Origin of the sequence: Lacibacter luteus (genome assembly GCF_004118265.1) — a bacterium.
Classification (GTDB): domain Bacteria; phylum Bacteroidota; class Bacteroidia; order Chitinophagales; family Chitinophagaceae; genus Lacibacter; species Lacibacter luteus.
In genome coordinates this window covers 870,057-892,550 of sequence record NZ_SDHW01000001.1, presented here as the reverse complement: position 1 = coordinate 892,550, position 22,494 = coordinate 870,057, and the positions used below count along the sequence as shown (strand labels likewise).

General features: G+C 41.4%; 11 protein-coding genes. 10 read left to right on the top strand and 1 reads right to left on the bottom strand.

What is annotated here, in order from left to right; translation table 11 throughout:
- Window positions 1–22 precede the first annotated feature (22 nt).
- The 6 genes from ESA94_RS03255 (at window position 23) to ESA94_RS03230 (ending at window position 12,352) form a co-directional block, all read left to right on the top strand.
- Window positions 23–3,118, top strand: coding sequence for a SusC/RagA family TonB-linked outer membrane protein (locus ESA94_RS03255; RefSeq protein WP_129129415.1), 3,096 nt, complete (start codon window positions 23–25; stop codon window positions 3,116–3,118).
- A gap of 19 nt (window positions 3,119–3,137) precedes the next feature.
- Window positions 3,138–4,943: a RagB/SusD family nutrient uptake outer membrane protein gene (locus ESA94_RS03250; protein ID WP_129129414.1), complete on the top strand. Its 1,806-nt coding sequence runs from the start codon at window positions 3,138–3,140 to the stop codon at window positions 4,941–4,943.
- A 32-nt stretch (window positions 4,944–4,975) separates the two neighbouring features.
- On the top strand, window positions 4,976–5,944 hold the full coding sequence (locus ESA94_RS03245; RefSeq protein ID WP_129129413.1) for a BT_3987 domain-containing protein: 969 nt from the start codon (window positions 4,976–4,978) through the stop codon (window positions 5,942–5,944).
- Between the two features lie 116 nt (window positions 5,945–6,060).
- Window positions 6,061–7,002 (top strand): hypothetical protein, encoded by a 942-nt coding sequence (locus ESA94_RS03240; protein WP_240670978.1) that lies wholly within the window; start codon window positions 6,061–6,063, stop codon window positions 7,000–7,002.
- 96 nt (window positions 7,003–7,098) lie between these two features.
- Window positions 7,099–10,050, top strand: a complete 2,952-nt coding sequence (locus ESA94_RS03235) for a GH92 family glycosyl hydrolase (protein WP_240670977.1) — start codon at window positions 7,099–7,101, stop codon at window positions 10,048–10,050.
- 10 nt (window positions 10,051–10,060) lie between these two features.
- Entirely contained in the window at window positions 10,061–12,352 is a 2,292-nt protein-coding gene (locus ESA94_RS03230; RefSeq protein ID WP_240670976.1) for a GH92 family glycosyl hydrolase, read from the top strand.
- A 288-nt stretch (window positions 12,353–12,640) separates the two neighbouring features.
- On the opposite strand, the gene ESA94_RS03225 is transcribed toward ESA94_RS03230, so the two are convergent.
- Window positions 12,641–13,663, bottom strand: a complete 1,023-nt coding sequence (locus ESA94_RS03225) for a glycoside hydrolase family 43 protein (RefSeq protein ID WP_240670975.1) — start codon at window positions 13,661–13,663, stop codon at window positions 12,641–12,643.
- Between the two features lie 288 nt (window positions 13,664–13,951).
- Here ESA94_RS03225 and ESA94_RS03220 point away from each other — a divergent pair, with 288 nt between their 5' ends.
- The 4 genes from ESA94_RS03220 to ESA94_RS03205 all read left to right on the top strand — a co-directional run bounded on the left by ESA94_RS03220 (window position 13,952) and on the right by ESA94_RS03205 (window position 22,494).
- The gene (locus tag ESA94_RS03220; protein ID WP_129129411.1) at window positions 13,952–15,643 is read left to right on the top strand and encodes an arylsulfatase; all 1,692 of its coding nucleotides are present in this window, start codon (window positions 13,952–13,954) and stop codon (window positions 15,641–15,643) included.
- Window positions 15,644–15,807: 164 nt separating this feature from the next.
- On the top strand, window positions 15,808–17,655 hold the full coding sequence (locus ESA94_RS03215) for a glycoside hydrolase family 2 protein (RefSeq protein WP_240670974.1): 1,848 nt from the start codon (window positions 15,808–15,810) through the stop codon (window positions 17,653–17,655).
- Window positions 17,656–17,742: 87 nt separating this feature from the next.
- Entirely contained in the window at window positions 17,743–21,342 is a 3,600-nt protein-coding gene (locus ESA94_RS03210) for a VCBS repeat-containing protein (RefSeq protein WP_129129410.1), read from the top strand.
- Window positions 21,343–21,372: 30 nt separating this feature from the next.
- Entirely contained in the window at window positions 21,373–22,494 is a 1,122-nt protein-coding gene (locus ESA94_RS03205; protein WP_129129409.1) for a glycoside hydrolase family 76 protein, read from the top strand.

The window sequence follows — 22,494 nt, the reverse complement described above, 5'->3', positions numbered from 1 at the left end:
TGTTCCTAAACCAAAACTAGTTATGAGCAAAACATTTGCATGCAAACGCATCCTTGCTTTACTTGTTTGCTTTAGTCTGCTGGCCGTATCGGCAATTGCGCAGACAACAGTAAAAGTAAGCGGGGTTGTAAAAGACAGGTTGGACAAAGTTATTTCCGATGTAAGTGTTACTGTACAAGGTAACGGTAAAGCCGGAACAACAACCAACGAAAAAGGTGAGTTCTCTATCACCGTAACAACCGGCGATGTGCTGGTATTTTCTTATGTAGGCTTTGTAGAAGTTACAAGACCGGTAAACAACACACTTTACTTCGAAGTTATTATGGATGCCAAGCAGGGCAGCCAGCAGGAAGTAGTTGTGGTTGGTTTCGGTAAGGCTAAAAAGGTAAGTCTTGTAGGCGCACAATCTACTGTAAACGTAACAGAACTCAAACAACCTGTAGCTAACTTAAGTACGGTGTTAGCTGGCCGTGTCTCAGGTGTGGTTGGTGTGCAACGTACAGGTTTACCAGGTGAGAATACTGCCGATCTCTGGATCCGTGGTATTTCTACATTTGGTCCTAACTCAAGTGGTGCACTGGTTATTATTGATGGGGTACAGGGGCGTGATATCAACTCACTCGATCCTGAAGACATTGCTTCCTTTACGATTTTGAAAGATGCATCTGCTACAGCCGTGTATGGTGTGGCTGGTGCAAATGGTGTAATTCTCATCAACACCAAAAAGGGTAAATCTGCAAAACCCGTTTTAAAATTCAACTACAACCAGGGTGTTACTGCTTTTACGAAATTACCACAGTTAACAGGTGCAAAAGATTATATGGATCTGCGTAACGAAGCACGCATTGCATCAGGCCTTGCTTCAGAATATACGCAGGCGTATATCGATTCTACATTAAAAGGTAATCAGCCTTATTTATATCCGAATGTAGACTGGATGAAAGAGATCTTCAACCAATCAGGTACCACAAGAAGAATGAATTTTAGTGCAAGTGGTGGTGCAGAAACTGCAAACTACTATGTGGCGTTGGCTTATTACGACGAACAAAGTTTGCTGAAAACAGATGGTGCACAAAGCTACGAGTCGGATCAACGTTTTAAGCGTTACAACTTTACCAGCAACATTAACATGAGCTGGACAAAGACAACCAAGTTCGATCTGGGTATACAAGGTTACATCACCAATTTGAACACGCCCGGTTACAATGCGCAACAGGCGTTCAGAGAAGTGATGCAGACAACTCCGATCCTTTATCCGAAAATGTATCCCGGGAATTTAGTACCCGGTATTAATGCTGCAAACGCACAGCGTAACCCGTATGAAGAAATTACACAAACAGGTTACATCAACAGCGCCAGCAACCAGGTATATTCAAATGCAAAAATTACGCAGGATCTGAAAATGATCGTTCCCGGTTTATCTGCCTATGGTTTATTTTCGTTCGATGCGTTTAACTCACAAACCATCAGCCGTACACGCCAGCGTAACACGTATAAAATAAATCCTGTTACACCGTACAATGCAGATGGCTCGGTAAACCTGTTACCTGTTATTACAACCGGTTCGGATAACCTTGCTTACGGACGCAGTAATGGTGGTAACCGTTCGTTCTATATTGAAACTGCAGTTAACTACGACCGTGAGTTTAAAAAAGATCATCACATTACAGGGTTGGTACTTTACAACCAACGCTCTTATATTGATGCATTTGCTGCAAACTTAACAGCATCACTTCCTTTCCGCAGTATGGGTTTGGCAGGTCGTAGCACATACGCATATAAAGAAAAATATTTTGCAGAAGTAAACTTCGGTTACAACGGTTCAGAAAACTTTGCGCCTGAAAATCGCTTTGGTTTCTTCCCGTCAATCGGTATGGGTTGGGTTGTATCAAGAGAAAAATTCTTCGAAGCTGTTGAGCCTGTTTTCCAATTTTTCAAGATCCGTTATTCGGATGGTTTAGTTGGTTCAGGTGCAGGTGGCCGCCGTTTCGGATACTTAACAATTGTTACCGATGGTGCTGCAGGCTTTACATGGGGTAACGGTACTTCTAACCAAGGCAGTGGCGGCGGTGTACAGATCCAGGATTATGGTGCACCTGTACAATGGTCAAAATCACGCAAGCAAGATCTGGGTATCGAATTCAAAACACTCGATTCAAGATTATCGGTTATACTCGACTTCTTTAAAGAACACAGAACAGGTGTATTCTTACAGAGAGCAAGCTTACCTTCTTATGTTGGTTTAAATAATAGTCCTTATGGTAACCTCGGTGTCATCAACAATGCCGGTTTCGACGCAACAGTTGAAACAACGCCGTTCTATTGGGGACAAACCAAATGGGATTTCAGAGGTACTGTTACTTATAACCGTGATATGATCATGGAAAACGATCAGCCAACACAACCATATCCTTATATGGAAAGAAGAGGTTATAACACACTTTCTACTTTTGGTTATACTGCACTTGGTTTATTTAAAGATCAAAAAGAAATTGATAACGCTCCCGATCAAACACCATTGGGTGGCAAACCACGCCCCGGTGATATCCGTTACAAAGATTTGAACAGCGATGGTTTGATCAACAACCTTGATGTAAGCCGTATTGGTAATGGTGATGTGCCGAACTGGATCTATGGTTTTGGATTTAACGTAGAGTGGAAACGTTTCTATTTCGGCGCTTTCTTCCAGGGTATACAGGGAGCACAACGCTTGCTTGGCGGCGATGGTATTATTCCGTTCAACAACAGCACTGGTCCTGAAAGAAGTAATCTGCTGTCAATAGCAAATGATCGCTGGACAGAAGCAAATCCTAACCCCAATGCATTTTATCCACGCCTGGCTTATGGTAATGCTGCAAACAGAAACAATACTGTTGCAAGCACATGGTGGATAAAAGATATTTCGTTCCTGCGTTTGAAAAGTCTTGCATTTGGTTATAATCTGCCTGATAAATGGGTGAAGAAGATCGGTTTCAGAAGTGCACAGGTTTATGGACAGGGCTTTAACCTGTTTTACTGGAGCAAGTTTAAACTGTGGGATCCTGAGCTGAACACAACAAACGGTGCATTGTATCCGAACATCAGAAACTTCTCTTTGGGTGTTGAGTTTACCTTATAATCAATCCAAACAAACGAACATGAAAAAATTAATTGTTTCTATATCTCTTATAACGGCATTGGTATCGATGAACAGCTGTAAAAAGTATCTCGATACTGTGCCCGATAACATCCTCACCATTGAAGATGTATTTAAAACACGTACCAATGTTATCCGTTACATCGGTAATATTTACCAGGCAATGCCAAATGAATTTAATCAGCGTTTTGGCGGCAATGAAAACTCAGGTGTTTGGACGGGTGCATCGGACGAAGGCAAGTATACCTGGGATTTTGTGTATGCCAACAATATGAACAAAAGTGCATGGGCAAATACAGATGGCAACGTTTCTGTGTACTGGGATAATTATTACCGTGCTATCCGTAATGCTACAGATTTTATTCAACGTATCGATAATGCAACGCCTGAGATCAGTGCAACTGAAAAAACAATTCTGAGAGGTGAGGCAAGAGCGTTAAGAGCGTTTTACTATTATCAGTTGTTACGTATTTATGGCCCTGTGGTTATTTTGGGTGAAGATCTGATCCCTGTAGCAGCAACTACAGAAGAAGTAAACCGTCCACGTTCTACGTTTGATGATTGTGTAACGTTTATTATTGATCAGCTCGATAAAGCTTACACCGAATTGCCAGCAACATCTGCTGTTGCCGGTAAGTTTACAAAAGGTGTGGTAAAAGCATATAAAGTACAGGTGTTGATGTTGGCTGCAAGTCCGTTGTTTAACGGTAACACCGATTATGCTGCATTGAAAAATGATGATGGAAAAAATCTTTTCAATCAAACATACGATGCTGCTAAATGGACAAAAGCAGCAACTGCAGCAAAAGATTTTTTAACGGAGTTTGCTCCGGGTACGTACGATCTGTATCGTGTATCGGATGCTGATCCGTTTAAAGCTGCTTACCTGTCTTGTCGTGATGTGATCACTCAAAGCTGGAACAAAGAATGGATCTTCGGTCGCTCTAATTCCGGTTACAGTTTCATCCGTTACGATCGTACTCCTTTCCATGCAGGTTATGCTAACCAGCGTGGTGCAGGTGCTAACGGCGCCACACAGGCGCAGGTAGATGCTTACTTTATGGCGAATGGTAAACCCATTACTGATCCAACTGCAGGTTACACAGCTACAGGCTTCAGCAGTTTCAAAGCGCCATACGATAACACAACACGTTCTACATTCAATCAATGGACAAACCGTGAACCACGTTTTTATGTTGGTATCACTTACAACAACAGTGTATGGCTTTATCCTGACCAGAATACAGGTAACCTGATTGTAACAAATATGGAGCGGACAGGTAATTCCGGTTTGGCACAGAGTACATCTGATGTTACGCCAACCGGTTACATTATCCGTAAAGGTGTTGCCAATACAGATGATGCAAGAGGAAGTTTGTATCTGCGTTTGGCGCAGATTTATCTGGATTATGCTGAAGCATTGAACGAGTCGAATCCTGTTGATGCAGACATCTTAAAATACCTCAACTTCATTCGTGAACGTGCAGGTGTTGCACAATACGGTGCGGGAACAAACCCATTGCCTGTGCCTGCAACACAAGCAGAAATGCGTGCAGCCATCCGTGCAGAAAGAAGGGTAGAGCTGGCGTTTGAGAATGTGCGTTACTTCGAAACAAGAAGATGGAAGGTTGCCGAACAAACAGATGCCGGTACGTTTTACGGTATGGACAGAACGCAAACAGGAACAGCTTTCTATACGAAAACATTGTTGGAAACAAGAACATTCCGTAAGAGAGATTACCTGTTCCCGGTTCCTGCAAACGAAGTGTTGAAAAATCCGCTTGTTAAGCAAAACACCGGTTGGTAATTTATTTGTTTCATCAACTCACATTGAACAAAATGCAAAAAAATAATTTTTATAAACTCACAGCAGCAGCATTGTTTACTGTAGCAATGGGTGCCTGCAATAAACCGAAGCCAATTGAATTAACAAACGAAGGCTCGGTGTATATGCCACAGGCTGTAGGTACAAGAGCAAAGGTTGATCTGTTGTTTACATCTACCAATACACGCCAGGAGCTGGTGTTTGGTGCCGCTTACGGTGGTTTAAAAACAGCAGGAAGTGATAACAGTGTATCCTTTGTTGTAGATGCTGCAAAAGTTGCAGCATACAATGCAGCAAATGGAACGAACTACACGTTGTTACCTGCTACCAGTTACGAACTTTCCGGTTTAAATACGGTTATTCCTGCAGGTGCAACAAGCTCAACGCCGTTAACGTTAACAGTTAAAACAAATACGGTAACAGTAGGTGTACGTTATATGTTGCCTATTTCCCTCAGCACTGCTGCCAACGGGCAAATTGTATCATCACTTCAAACCACTTATTTCCGTTTTGATACATTGTTACGTAAGTCGATTGATGTAACAGGTCTTGGTACATTAACAGTAAGCAATGAAAATGATGGGGGTTCAGGTGCAGGCGAAGGCTCACCTAAACTCATCGATAACGACATCAATACAAAATACCTGTTCCAGACATGGAATACTGCATTAGCTACAAACGGCGGTGCATGGTGGAAGTTACAGTTTGGTACACCGGTTACGGTTGGTGCATACACATTTACTTCTGCAAACGATGGAGCAACACGTGATCCTAAAGACTGGAAACTGCAGGGTTCAAATGATAATACAACCTGGACCGATCTTGATACACGTACAGGTGAGCAGTTTGCTGCACGTTTTCAAACCAAACGGTATGAAGTGGCGTCGCCGCAATCATTTACTTACTACCGTGTTTTCATGACAGCAAATAACGGCAGCTCTCTCTTTCAAATGGCAGAGTGGCGTGTAATAAAATATGAATAACCAACAGTGAACAAAGCAGCAGTGAATCTTTTTCACTGCTGCTGTTTTTTTAGCAGAACGCTCTTTGGCCAATAGCCGACTGCACAGATAATACTTCGGGTAACAGAACATACACAATGAAAAAGTATATGCTCAACACAATATTGATTATGATTTTATCGGCAGTTGGTTTATTGGTATCGGGCTGCAAAAAGAAACAAACAGGTGGTGGTTCAACACCACCGCCTGTTATTAATTACGATGTGCCGCCATCAACCTGGCAGGAACATTGGTTCGATCATGCACAGCTTGTATCGAGAGTGTACTACGATACTTCGCTGGTAGTATATTTTGATAATGATGTACAGAAAAGTATTACATGGCCAAACACATTTGTAAAAGAAGTGTGGCAGTACACAAGAAAAACCTATGGTTACGAATTCGGATCTGATAAAAGACTGTATGCCATTTTTCATGCGGGCAAATACAGTGGCGGTCATCCGGGTTATTATTACAGCAGCCGCCACGATAACAGAAACGTCATTGATTGCGGTTCATCAAGCCTCAATGCATGGACGGCTGGTACAGGTAACGATCTCGATCTTGTTACACACGAAGTGGGTCATGTGGTGGAAAGTGCAAACAATAATGCAAAAGGTTCGCCTGCATTTGCTATCTGGAAAGACAGTAAGTGGATGGAGATTTATATTTACGATGTATACAAAGGCTTGGGCCGTACAGCTGATGCCGACCGTTGGTATAATTTAATGATGGGCACAACCGACAATTTCCCTCAAACAAATACACAATGGTTTAAGAATTGGTTTTATCCAATTTATAATCAATATGGCGGCAGTGCTGTATTGAATAAATTCTTTAAGCTGCTTGCAGCTAATTTTCCGAAAGATGGTAACAGGCAATATACAAGAGATTTAAACTGGGGTGAGTTTATTCACTTCTGGAGCGGGGCAGCAGGAGCTAATTTAAAACCCCTTGCCACAACAGCTTTTGGCTGGCCGGCAGAATGGGAAACACAATTCAACAAAGCAAAAACCGATTTTCCATCTGTAACATATTGAATACATTCTGGAAACAATCAATACATTTCTTGTCGAAAATAATTTTACTTCGCAATTCAAATAAAGGATCATATCAACATGTTTAAAAGAAAAGTAATGATAGCCGTATTAGCGCTATCATGTGCAGCAGCAGTAAAGGCACAGGTGAAAGATCTTGTACAGTATGTAAACCCGTTAATGGGTTCGTTATCAAAACCCGATCTGTCGAATGGTAATACTTACCCGGCAATTGGTACACCGTGGCCGATGAATATGTGGACACCACAAACAGGCGACAATGGCAACGGATGGCAATACACTTACACAGCCGATAAGATCCGTGGTTTCAAACAAACACATCAACCTTCTCCATGGATGAATGATTATGGTGTGTTCTCTATTATGCCGGTATCGAAAAAATCGGTATTCAAACAGGAAGAACGTGCAAGCTGGTTTACACACAAAACAGAAGTGGCGCAGCCGCATTACTATAGTGTATACCTGGCCGATCATCATATTACAACTGAAATAACGCCAACTGAACGTGCAGCTATCTTCCGTATCACCTATCATTCAACTGATAGTGCGTTTGTGGTAGTGGATGGTTTCCGCAGAGGCAGTTATATTAAAATTATTCCCGAAGAAAACAAGATCGTTGGTTACACAACTTTTCATGCAAGAGGACGATTGAAAAACTTCGCCAACTATTTTGTACTCCAGTTCAATACGTCGTTTACGTTTAAAAAAGTATGGTCAAAAGATAAGTATGTAGATGGACTGGATGTAAAAGCCGATACAACAGGCGCCATCATTGGTTTCAACATCACGGAAGCAAATCAACAGGTAATCGTAAAAACAGCATCCTCTTTCATCAGTCTTGAGCAAGCCGAACTGAATTTGAAAAACGAAGTAGGCAGCAAAACATTTGATGCCGTAAAAGCTGAAACACAACAGTTGTGGAATAATGTACTTGGAAAGATCCAGGTGGAAGGTGCAACAGAAGAACAACTGAAAACATTTTATTCCTGCTACTACCGTGCAGTGATGTTCCCGAATAAACTGTACGAAAAAGATGCAACAGGAAATATTGTGCATTACAGTCCATACAACGGTAAAGTAGAGAAAGGATTTTTATATGGTGGTACAGGTTTCTGGGATACATTCCGTGCATTGTACCCGTTCCTCAACTTAATGTATCCATCGGTAAACAAAGAAATGCAGGAAGGTTTGTTGAATGCTTACAAAGAAGGAGGCTTCTTGCCAGAGTGGAGCAGCCCCGGCTTTGCTGATATTATGGTGGGTAACAACTCTGCTTCAGTTGTATCTGATGCGTATTTAAAGAGTGCGAAGATCAAAGACATTAATACACTTTACGAAGCATTGCTGAATGGCGCTAACAACGAAGGCCCTATGCATGCTGTTGGTCGTTATGGTGTGAAGTATTACAATGCGTTGGGTTATGTGCCTTACAATGTAAAGATCAACGAGAATGTTGCACGTACATTGGAATATGCGTATGATGATTTCACCATTTTCAAATTAGCACAGAAGTTAGGCCGTCCTGCTTCTGAAATTGAATTGTACGCACAACGTTCACTCAACTACCGTAACGTTTTTGATAAAGGCCACAAGCTGATGCGTGGTAAAAATGCAGATGGAAATTTCCAAGCGCCATTCAATCCGTTGAAATGGGGTGATGCTTTTACTGAAGGTAACAGCTGGCATTATACATGGAGTGTGTTTCATGATATTGATAATCTGGCAAACCTCATGGGTGGACGTAAGCAGTTTGCAAACATGCTCGATTCTGTATTTGCATTACCGCCAGTTTTTGATGACAGTTATTATGGTGGTACCATTCATGAAATCCGTGAAATGCAGATCGCTAATATGGGACAGTATGCACATGGTAACCAGCCGATCCAGCACATGATCTATCTGTACAACTATGCAGGAGAATCATACAAAACACAATACTGGGTGCGTGAAGCAATGAATCGTTTGTACAAACCCACACCTGATGGTTATTGTGGCGATGAAGATAACGGGCAAACTTCAGCCTGGTATATTTTCTCAGCGATTGGTTTCTATCCTGTTTGTCCGGGCAGTGATCAATATGTGATTGGTGCGCCTTTGTTTAAGAAAGCAACCTTAACATTTGAAGACGGAAAGAAATTTGTGATCAACGCACCTGCGAACAGTGCAAGCAACCGTTACATTAAAACACAAACATTAAACGGCGCAGCTTACAGCAAAACATGGCTTTCGTATTTTGATGTGATCAAAGGCGGCTCTTTTGCATTGAACATGAGCAGCGCACCCGATAAAGCAAGAGTAACAAAAGAATCGGATCTGCCTTATTCGTTTTCGAAAGATGAAAAAGCATTGTACGATAAAGTAAAAGCCATTCAGCCTCCGGGTTTATCAACCATTACATTGCCTGCAAAGCCTGACACCATTACAAAAAACGGTTTAACGCTTTACATGATCGATGAAGAGAGTAGCTTGACAAAAGAATTCAAGCAACGTATGATCGATGCATTCTTTTTGCAATATCCTAAGTTGATACAGAAGTATAATCTCAATGCAAAAAAGGCGATCAACTTTGTGATCGATCCGAAATATGATGGAGTAGCCGTAACAACTGCAGACAATCGCATTGTGTACAACCCGGCATGGTTTCATAAAAACCCGGAAGACATTGATGTGGTAACACATGAATTAATGCATGTTACACAAGCCTATAAATTCAACAATGTGCCCGGTTGGGTTACAGAAGGCATTGCCGATTATGTGCGTGCAACAGAAGGCATCAACAATGTAAAAGGTAAATGGACAATGCCCGAATTACAGGCAACACATAATTACAATAATGCATACCGCATTACAGCACGTTTCCTGTTATGGATAACACAGAACTATCAAAAAGATTTTGTAGTGAAGCTCGATGATGCAGCACGCACCAATAAATACTCTTCGGATTTCTGGAAAGCAAACACAGGCAAAACAGTTGAAGAGTTGTGGGTAGAGTACAAAGCCAATCCAAAAGTAGAGATCACTTATAATTAAAAGCAGAGCGATGATGTTGAGTAAGATAAAAGCAGGTGCATTGGTTGTTGCGTTAGGTTTCGCAGTAACAACATCTGCGCAGCAGAAATTAACGTCCTATGTAAATCCATTGATCGGTACAGCAAAAATGGGGCATACATTTCCCGGTGCTACTGTACCGTTTGGAATGGTGCAGTTGAGTCCTGATACAGATACGTTGCAATATTTAGATAAAGGACGTTACAATCCCAACATGTACAAGTATTGTGCGGGCTATCAGCATACCGATAAAACAATTGTTGGGTTCAGTCATACACATTTCAGTGGTACAGGCCATTCCGATCTCGGTGATTTTTTAGTGATGCCAACAGTTGGTGCGTTGAAATTGAATCCCGGTGTTGCGAGTGTGCCAAGAAGTGGTTACCGTTCTGCTTTCAGTCATGAAACAGAAAAGGCAAGTCCCGGTTATTACAGTGTGGTGCTGGATGATTATAAAGTGAAAGCAGAGTTAACAGCTACAGAACGTGTAGGTTTTCATCAATACACATTCCCTGAAACAACTGATGCACATATTATTCTGGATATGGTGCACGGCATTTACAACTATCCGGAAAAGAATGTGTGGACCTTTGTGCGTATAGAGAATGATACACTCATTACCGGTTATCGCCAAACATTGGGTTGGGCAAGAACAAGAACAGTTTATTTCGCTATTACGTTTTCAAAGCCCATCAAAAGTTATGGCAGTGTAAATGAAAAGCAGGAAATGTATGGTGGCTTCTGGCGCAAGTTCAATCAGAAAGAAAACTTTCCTGATCTCGCCGGTCGGCAATTAAAACTCTATTTCAACTTCGATACAAAAGCAAACGAAAAAGTAAAGATGAAGTTTGCACTGTCGGGTGTAAGTTCTGCAGGTGCTTTGTTAAACCTCCGCACCGAAATTCCGCATTGGAATTTTGAACAGACAGTTGCCGAAGCAAGTGCAAAATGGGAGAAAGAGTTGAGTCGTATCAAAATTGATGCAAACGAAGAAACCAAGCAGAATTTTTACACGGCCATGTATCATGCATTTATTGCACCAAACACATTCATGGATGTGGATGGGCAATACCGTGGACTTGATCAGAATAATCACAAAGCAGAAGGCTTTACCAATTACACTACGTTTTCGTTGTGGGACACCTATCGTGCGTTGCATCCGTTGTACAATCTTGTGCAGCAGAAACGCAACAGCGATATGGTAAAATCGATGATGGCGCATTACAACGAAAGTGCATTGCATATGCTGCCCATCTGGAGTCATTATGCAAATGATAACTGGTGCATGAGTGGTTACCATAGTGCAGCAGTTCTTGCAGATGCTATTGTAAAAGGTGTGACTGATGTAGATGCAAATGCTGCATTGAATGCTTGTATTACGACTGCACGGCGCAGCAATTACGAAGGTATAGGCGAGTACATCAAGTATGGTTATATCCCTTCCGAAAAATCGGGTGTATCCATTTCCAATACATTGGAATATGCATACGATGACTGGGCAATTGCTCAACTGGCGAAGAAAGTTGATCGCATGGATATTTATGAGGAGTTCATCAAGCGTTCGGCGAATTACAAAAATGTATTCGACAAAGATGGTTTTGTAAAACGAAAAGATGCGAACGGAAACTTCTTGCCCAATGCCGATTTGTTGAGCACACATGGACAAGGATTGATCGAAGGTAACTCCTGGAACTACAGTTTCTTTGTGCCGCACAATCCAACTGATCTGATTACGTTAATGGGTGGCACCAAAAAGTTTTTGGCGAATATGGATTCATTGTTCACCATGTACCTGCCGGATAAATATTTTGCAGAAACAGAAGACATCACACGTGAAGGTATTATTGGTACGTATGTACATGGTAACGAACCGGCGCATCATGTGGCTTACTTATACAATTTTGCAGGCAAGCCTTGGAAAACGCAGCAGCTGATCCGTCGCATTCTTGCCAATCAATACAAACCAACGGTTGATGGTTTGGGTGGTAATGATGATTGCGGACAAATGAGTGCCTGGTATATTTTCAGTTCGTTGGGTTTTTATCCCGTAGCACCTGGGTCAGATGAATACGAGATAGGTAGTCCGATTGTAAACAATGCTGTTTTCAATTTGGAGAATGGGAAACAATTAAAGATCGCTGTACAGAATCAAAGCGAAAAGAACATGTATGTAAAATCTGTTCTCATTAATGGTAAAGCAATGACAGGAACAGCCATCAAGCATGCCGATCTGATGAATGGTGGTGAGGTCGTATTTGTGATGACGAATAAACATGGCAAATGATTATCGAGAAATAAAGCCCATAAGAGAACAGGGCAAAAAAAAGCCCACAGCAGTTTTAAGGGTTAAGCATCAGCAGTTAAATGAAACGGCAACTTTCCAGTTGCCGTTCTTGTTTTTTAGGCATTCGTCACGGCGAGGAACGAAGCAGTCTCATGTTTTGTTGATGACTCTAAAAGAATGAGATTGCTTCGCCAAAAAACAAGGCTCGCAATGACGCTCCCAAATAGTTAGTTGTTCTGAAAAACGTCATTGCGAGGTACGAAGCAATCTAATTGAATTACGATGCAATTATTTTATCTTTCTTGCCTTTACACCTTCATTCGTTATCACAACAGGTTTAATAAAACCATTTTCATCAAACGATAAATATTCAATACAGGTTTCTCTTGAGTTACCATCTTTTTCTGTTAAAGGCCTGCGATGGTACACAATATAATACTCATCTGTGCCCGGTACATTAATTACCGAATGATGTCCTGCACCTGTTGCGATCTTTGGATCCTGCTGCAGAATTTTTCCAACACGCTTGAATGGACCAAAAGGTGAATCACCAATAGCATAAGCTACACTGTAGTTCGGGCCTGTCCATCCACCTTCTGACCACATAAAATAATATTTGCCATTGCGGATAAACATGAACGGACCTTCAACATAAGCTTCAGGTGTAATTTCTTTAAAGGTTGTGCCATCACTGAATGGAACAAAACCAGTGAAATCATCTTTCAATTGCGCAATATTGCAATGACGCCATCCGCCGTAGATGAGATAATACTTGCCGTCTTTATCATGAAACACAAACTGATCAATAGGTTGTGCACCGTTGTGAAATTTATCAACAAGCGGTTTGCCTAAATGATCTTTGTACGGCCCTTGTGGTTTATCAGCAACTGCTACACCAATACCACCATACTCGTTATTGTTCTGTATATCATTGGCGCCAAAGAACAGGTAATACTTGTTTTTCTTTTGTATGATCGAGGGCGCCCACACTGCACGCTTCGCCCATTTAATAGCAGCTGTATCTAAAATGCGTTCATGCTTTGTCCATGTAACAAGATCTTTTGATGAGAATGCATCAAAGAAAACCTGTTTGTTATAAGGCGCAGAATAAGTAGGGAAGATCCAGTACTGTTTTTTAAAGATGATCGCTTCCGGATCGGCATACCAACCTTTGAACAGGGGATTGCCTGAACTTGCTGTGTCTTTTTTTGCCTGTGCAACAACTCCCGTTGTTAAACAACTGCTGAGTAGTGCAGCCGCAATTACCTGCTTTATATTTTTTGCTGTTGGCCTTTTGTGCATTCGTTTCATGTGTTGTAAGAATGAAATATTAATTGATTGCTTCGCTTCTGCTGCTTATAAAAATAACTCAATGAAATGGTATAAAAGTCTAACAGAAACTAAATATCCTAAAAGTACGGCAGCAGTTTTTTGTATTCATCAAGAAATTTATAGCCTGCTTGTTACTGAAACAGAATGCTAAAACTTTGAAACAGCCTGAATAAATGATTAAAGCGCTTTTAATGTCCTTTACGCACATAGGTATTCGCTGAATAAATACGAATACCAGTAAGATTAAAAAGGAGTAACGATCTTGTCATGATGAAACGATACAGTACAACAATTATCATTCTGTTCATATCGGCAATTGGGTTTGCACAAACAGCAAAAAATAAAACTGCCGGTAAAAAGGATAAGCGTCCGAATATTATACTCATCATGGCCGATGATCTTGGTTATTCCGATCTTGGTTGTTACGGTGGTGAAATACAAACACCCAATCTCGATTACCTCGCTGCAAACGGATTGCGTTTCCGCAATTTTTACAATACATCCCGTTGTTGCCCTACAAGAGCATCGCTGCTTACAGGCTTATACAATCACCAGGCAGGTATTGGTGAAATGACCACGCCAAGAAAAGAAGAAGGTTATCGTGGATTTATTACAGCCAATGCAGTTACAGTTGCTGAAGTATTGTATGCTGCAGGCTACCGTACAGCGATGACAGGCAAATGGCATGTATCGAATACCATTGAACAGCCAACAAAAGAAGAGCAGGTAAAATGGTTGAATCATCAAACAACACATCCTTACTTTTCACCGGTTGAACAATACCCGACAAGCAGAGGCTTTGAAAAATATTACGGTAATATTTTTGGTGTGGTTGATTTTTTTGATCCGTTCAGTTTGGTAAATGCTACAAAGCCCGTGGAGAAAGTGCCGGCAGGTTATTATCATACCGATGCCATCAACGATACAACTGTAACGTATATCAAAGAGTTCAGCAAAGGAGAGCAACCTTTCTTTATTTATGTTTCACAAACAGCACCGCATTGGCCTTTGCATGCATTGCCGGAGGATATTAAGAAATACGAACATACTTACAAAGCAGGTTGGGATGCCATTCGTGAAGCACGTTATAAAAAAATGATCCGCTTAGGTTTGATCGATTCATCAGTAACAAAATTATCGCCCCGCATCAATAACGATCTCAGCTGGGCAAACAATCCCAACAAAGATTGGGATGCACATGCAATGGCTGTGCATGCAGCTATGATCGATCGGATGGATCAGGGTATTGGCCGCATCATTAAAACATTAAGAGAAACAGGCGAACTCGATAATACAATCATTCTTTTTTTAAGTGACAATGGTGCAAGTCCGGAAGACTGTGCAAGGTATGGTCCCGGTTTCGATCGTCCCAACCAAACAAGAGATGGCCGTACCATTTATTATCCTGTAAACAAAGATGTATTGCCCGGACCGGAAACAACGTTTGCGTCAATCGGTCAGCGTTGGGCTAATGTTGCCAACACACCTTATCGTTTTGCAAAAGAACAATCGTACGAAGGCGGTGTTCGTACACCTATGATCGCATTCTGGCCGAAAGGTATTTCTAACAAAGGAAGTTTTTCAAACCAGGTTGGGCATGTAATGGATTTTATGCCAACATTTTTACAACTTACTTCTGCTGCATATCCTAAAACATTCAAAGGACAAAACATTACGCCTTACACAGGCGAAAGTTTAGTGCCTGCATTTAAAGGCAATGCAAAAGAAAAGGCAAGAGTGCTGTACAACGAACATTTCAGAGCAAGATATGTGCGTGATGGTGACTGGAAACTTGTTTCATTGTCAGGCGATACTACCTGGCGATTGTATAATATCGACGCTGATGAAACAGAACTCAACGATGTTTCAAAACAATATCCGGCCGTTGTAGAAAAGTTAGCTGCACAATGGCGTACATGGGCATTTACACATGCGGTTTTTCCGAAGCCTAAAAATTAATTTTCACTTTTAGCAACAGTGTTGGCATTGATGTATAAATTCAATGTTGAAACACATTTACAAACTTTAGAAACAATTGAACTAGTTGTTCAATGAGATTGCCAATATTTTGCAGCTGATAGATTTGCTCAAGTTGAGCGCATACATTTGTTTTACTTATTTATATGAACATGAAAAAATCGCTTGCCATCCTCTTACTCCTTTCTGCACATATTGCACATGCGCAGCAGGAGTGGAAAATTGTACCGGGAAAAATTACTTCGCCATGGGCCGAAAAAGTGAACCCGGCAAACCCCTTGCCCGAATATCCAAGACCACAATTAGTACGTACTAACAACTGGGTTAATCTTAATGGTAGTTGGGACTATGCTATTCTTCCCAAGAGTGAACAAACGATTCCTGCAGCAACACAAGGAAAAATTCTTGTGCCGTTTGCAGTTGAATCTGCTTTATCAGGTGTTGGTAAAACAGTAGGAAAAGACAGTGTACTTTGGTACAAACGAACCGTATCAGTTGCTGCTGCAAAAGGAAAAAATGTATTACTGCATTTTGGTGCGGTTGACTGGCAGTGTACGGTTTTTGTAAATGGAAAAGAAGTTGGTTCGCACCAGGGTGGATACGATCCGTTTTCGTTTGATATCACCACTGCATTAAAGAAAGGTGCAAAACAGGATATCGCTGTTCGTGTTTGGGATCCGTCTGATGAAGGCCCTCAGCCAAGAGGCAAGCAGGTAAAAAATCCGCATGGTATCTGGTACACACCTGTAACAGGCATCTGGCAAACAGTATGGGCTGAAACTGTTGCATCAACTTATATCGCCGAAACAAAACAAACTCCTGATGTAGATAAAAAGTCGGTAAGCGTAAGTGCAAAGCTGGAGAATATGCAACCAGGCGATCAGTTGGTTGTAAGTGCATGGGATGGTTCAACAAAAGTGGCAGAACAAACGGTTACGACAAACAGTGAAGCTGTGCTGGCAATCGCCAATCCAAAATTATGGTCAACTGCAAATCCGTTCCTTTACGATTTAAAGTATACCATCCTGCGTAAAGGCAAAACAATTGACGAAGCGAAAAGTTATTTCGCTATGCGCAAAATTTCAATGAAGGCCGATGCAAATGGAATTCAGCGGATGCTGCTGAACGATCAGTTTGTATTTCAATACGGCCCACTCGATCAGGGCTGGTGGCCTGATGGTTTATACACTGCACCAACAGATGAAGCGTTGAAGTTCGACATCGACAAAACAAAAGAGATGGGCTTTAACATGATCCGTAAACATGTAAAAGTGGAGCCTGCACGTTGGTATTACTATTGCGATTTAGCAGGGATGTTGGTGTGGCAGGATATGCCGAGTGGCGACTTAGGTAACCGTTGGGAAAACCGTCCGGGCATTTATGGCCGTGCAACCGATAAGCAACGTACTGCAGAATCAGAATCGATCTTCCGTAAAGAGTGGACAGAAATTATGCAGGATCTGCACAACTTCCAGAGCATTGTTGTGTGGGTTCCGTTCAATGAAGCATGGGGCCAATTCAAAACAAAAGAAATTGTTGAGTGGACGATGCAAAAAGATCCATCACGTTTAGTGAACACAGCAAGTGGTGGTAATTTTGAAGATGTGGGACATATTACCGATCTGCACAATTATCCCGAACCATTAATGCCGCATCCCGATATGTTTGGTAAAACAACGGTGCTGGTATTGGGCGAATTTGGTGGGTTAGGCTTGCCTGTTGAAAATCATACATGGCAGGAAAAAAACAACTGGGGCTACCAGAGTTTTAAAAACAACACCGAGTTGTGGAACAGGTATGCAGAGTTTGTAAACCGTATTCCCGATTTAATCACTAAAGGATTGTCTGCTGCGGTTTACACACAAACAACTGATGTGGAAGTGGAAACAAACGGCATCTTAACGTACGACCGTAAAGAAATTAAAATGCCGCTGAATAAATTGTTCGAGCTGCATCAGAAACTATACAGCAACCCCAAAGTAAAGATCAACTAAACAGCGTTTTCAGCTGTACATACAGGCAGGCATCATTGACCGTAACAGGTTGGAGATGCCTGCTTTTTTATGCCTGCTACAATTTGAATGAAGATTGAAATAAAACGCATACTAATTCAGCCGATTTTATTTTTCCTTCACTCCTTTATGAGTCCGCATAAACGATTGCCTTACGTACTGATCTGCTTATTCCAATTGCTGTCGGCCACGCCGCTTATTGCACAACCGTTGTTTAAATCGGTTCCCGCTTCAACATCAACCATTACATTCAGCAATACCATTACCGAAAGCGATTCGCTCAATATTCTAACACAGGCTAATATTTATTACGGCGGCGGTGTGGGCATCGGCGATTTTAATAACGATGGATTGCAGGATATTTATTTTTCCGGCAATATGGTTTCAAACAAACTGTATCTCAACAAAGGAGCAATGAAGTTTGAAGATGTTACCGATGTTGCAATAGTTGGTGGTAGTGGCAGATGGTGTACCGGTGTTTCTGTTGTAGATATTAATGCTGATGGTTGGCTGGATATTTATGTATCAGCTTCGTTCAGGAAAGATGCATTCCGCAGAACAAATCTCTTATACATCAACAAAGGGTTAAATGAAAAAGGTATTCCTGTGTTTGAAGAAAAAGCCGCTGCGTATGGATTGAATGATGCAGGCTATAGTACACAGGGATATTTTTTCGATTATGATAAAGATGGTGATCTCGATCTGTACCAGGTGACCAATGCATTGTACGATCCACGAACACCGATCCATTTTCGTCCGAAGCTTACAGATGGTTCTGCAATGAATACCGATCGGTTGTATCGTAACAATGGCAATGAAACATTTACCGATGTATCACGTGCTGCGGGTATTTCAATTGAAGGATGGGGGCATGCTGCTGCAGTTTCTGATTTTAATTATGACGGCTGGCCCGATATTTATGTGGCGAATGATTTTGTTTCGAACGATCTGTTGTACATCAATAATCACGATGGGACATTTACAAATAAAATTGATGACTATTTTAAGCACACAGCATGGAATGCAATGGGAACCGATGTGGTTGATTTCAACAACGATGGTTTTCCCGATCTTATTTCATTGGAAATGTTGCCCGAAGATAATCTGCGCAAGAAACGCATGTTTACCGGAAACGAGTATTACAATTATTTCAACAGTGCAAAATTTAATTACCAGCACCAGTATGTACGCAATGTGTTGCAGTTAAGCAGCGGACCAACAAAACTTGGTCATCCTGTGTTCTCCGATATTGGTTTTATGGCCGAACTCTATCAAACCGATTGGAGCTGGTGCCCGCTTGCTGCCGATTTTGATAATGATGGTTTCAGGGATGTCATCATCAGCAATGGTTTGCCACGGGATGTAACCGATCTTGATTACATCGCATACGATAACGGTCAAAGCGGCGCAAAGAACGATCTGTCGCTTGCAATGGCCAATACATTACCTGTGGTACATATTCCCAATTATGCGTTTAAAAATGTAAACGGGTTGCAGTTTAAAAATGCAACTGCTGATTGGGGGTTAACCGGTTCTTCTTTTTCAAACGGTGCTGCTTATGCCGATCTGGATAATGATGGTGATCTTGAATTTGTGGTAAACAATATTAACAGCGTTGCTTTTGTATATGAAAATACATTGAATCAGCAGCAGCAATCAACAAATCATCAGCTGGTTGTGCAGCTGAAAGGAAATGGCTTGAACAAACATGCAATCGGTGCATCCATTCATTTGTATTACGACGGCAAGCAACAGTTTTACGAGCATCAGCCTGCTCGTGGTTATTTATCTACAGTTGATGGCCGTGCACATTTTGGCTTAGGAGTTGTTGCAGTTGTTGATTCAGTTGTTGTAACATGGCCTGATAATAAAATACAGGTTGTACGCAATGTAAAAACTGATCAGTTGCTTACGATTGCTTATGCAGTAGAACGGGATGCTATGCCGGTAACAGGTTCAATGCAAACGTTGTTTCAACCAGCCGCATCATTGTATAATCTATCTTATAAACCAACAGAAAAAGATTTTATCGATTACAATATTCAATCAACGTTGCCGCATAAGCTTAGCCAGTTTGGACCCGGTATTGCAGTGGGCGATATTGATAACAATGGTTATGATGATTTTTATATAGGCGGTACATCAGAAAATCCCGGAGTGTTTTACTTGCAGTCTGCAAATGGAAGTTTCAAAAAAGATACGTCGGCTATTCAACGTAAACAAACAGAGCTGGAAGAGGAAGCGGCTGTATTGTTTTTTGATGCAGACAACGATGGCGATCTCGATCTGTACACGGTGAGCGGCAGTTACGAAATTCCGCCGGGTCATGTTGCAGCGCAGGATCGTTTGTACATCAACAACGGAAAAGGAAAATTCAAACAGTCGCTTACCGCATTGCCAAAAGAAGTAACCAATGGTTCCTGCGTGCGTGCTGCCGATTTTGATAAAGATGGTGATCTTGATCTGTTTGTTGGTGGTCGTGTAGTTTCCGGCGCTTATCCATCTGCACCAAAGAATTTTATTTATAAAAACAATGCAGGAAAGTTTACCGATGTTACGAATCTTGTTTGTCCGGCCTTACAAACAATGGGTATGATCACCGATGCATTGTGGAGCGATTTTGATAATGATGGAAAAATTGATCTTGTATTGGCAGGAGAGTGGATGCCTGTTACGTTTGCAAAAAATACAGGAACTGCATTTGTGGTGCAGAACAACAGCGGCATCAGTAAGCATGTTGGTTGGTGGAACAGTCTTGTAGCTGCAGATTTTGATAAGGATGGTGATACGGATTATGTGGCAGGTAATCTTGGTTTGAATTCGAATTACAAAGCAAGCTTTGCCGAGCCGATGACATTGTTTGCAAAGGATATGGATAAGAATGGTTCTTTAGATGCCATGATCTTTTGTTACATGAAAGCAGCAGACGGAACAAGAAAACCTTTTCCGATGCATGCAAAAGATGATCTGTCTACACAACTGATCTCTATCCGCAAAAAATATCCAACCTACACATCGTACGGACTTGCATCGATGAATGAATTGTGGACGGTGCAAGACAGGCAGGGCGCAATTAAAAAGGAAGCGACTGAAATGCAAAGCTGTTATATCGAAAACAAAGGCAATGGAATGTTTGAAATAAAACCCTTGCCATTGCAGGCACAAACAGCACCGCTGTTCGGAATGCAGACCGATGATGTAGATGGCGATGGTAATACAGATCTGTTGCTTGTTGGTAACGATTATGATATGGAGCCTTACAGCGGAAGGCACGATGCATTTAATGGTTTGTGTTTAAGAGGAGATGGTAAAGGAGGTTTCACTGCAATGACGGTAACGGAGAGTGGGTTCTTTGTTAAAGGCGATGCAAAAGGGTTGGCAAAAATCACTACTGCACGCAATGAAGATGTATGGATCGTTACACAAAACCAGGATAGTCTGCTGCTGTTCAATAAAACAGCAAAAGATGCACAGCCTGTAAAAAGATTGAAGCTAAAGGCTGATGATGCAAGTGCAGAGATCAGTTATAAGAATGGTACAAAACGAAAAGTTGAATTTTATTATGGCTCAACTTATTTGTCGCAATCGTCACGTACAATGCTTACTGAGGAAGATGCAGTGAAAATAGTTGTTACAAGTTTCAGTGGAAAGAAAAGAGATGTCTTATAAAGCGATTTTAATTTTATGAATCAACAGTATATGCATATTCGAAAACCGGCAGGTTTAACCGTAGTTGTTTTCTTTTTAGTAATGAACCTGACTGTTGCGCAAAAGCAGCAACAGGCAAATGATTATTACTACAAACAAATGAAGCAGCTGCAGGCTGCTATTCAAAAAAACTTTTACGATAGTACAGCCGGGTATTACAAAGAAGAAGTGTCGCCCAAGCCAAATGAAAATCCATATTCTTATCTCTGGCCCATTTGTGCGATGTACCAGGCAGTACATGAAATTGAGAAGCTGGATAAGAAAACAGATTTAGTGCATCCGATGTTACGCATCATTCGTGATTATTACGATCCTGCGCCGCCTGCACCCGGCTATGCATCCTATATTATGAAATTAAAAGGCGGCGATCGTTTTTATGATGATAACCAATGGATCGGCATCACCTCAATGGATGCTTACAGCCATAACAAAGAGCAACAGCATCTCAACATCGGTAAAGAAATTTACACTTACATGATGACGGGCTTCGATACGGTGCTCACCGGTGGTTTGTACTGGCAGGAGAATAAAAAAGTATCGAAGAATACCTGTTCTAATGGGCCGGGTATTATCCTGGCACTGCAATTATACCAGGCAACAAAAAAGAAAACTTATCTCGATACGGCTTTGCTGTTATATAACTGGGTAAACAAGACATTGAAAACGCCTTCCGGTTTGTATTATGATAACATGAGTGTGAAAGATCAGAAGATCACCAAGTGGACGTTCTCTTATAACACGGGCACTATGTTGCAATCAAATTTGTATCTGTATGAATGCACAGGCAACAAAAAGTATTTGCAGGAAGCAACGGCTATTGCCGACAGTTCACTTTCATACTTTTATGGCAATGGTAAATTTCGTGACGATTACTGGTTCAATGCAGTACTGCTTCGTGGCTACCAGCATCTGTTAAAATACAATAAAGACACAAAGTATATCAAAGGTTTTCAGCAGTGTGTAGATCATGCCATTGCAAACAACAAAAATGAACTGGGCTTGTTTGGCAAAGATCATCCGCTTCATCTTGTACCACAAGGCGGCATGCTGGAAATGCTTGCACGTTTTGCATGGCTGGAAAAATATGCAGGCATCAATCATCTTTCAAACTAA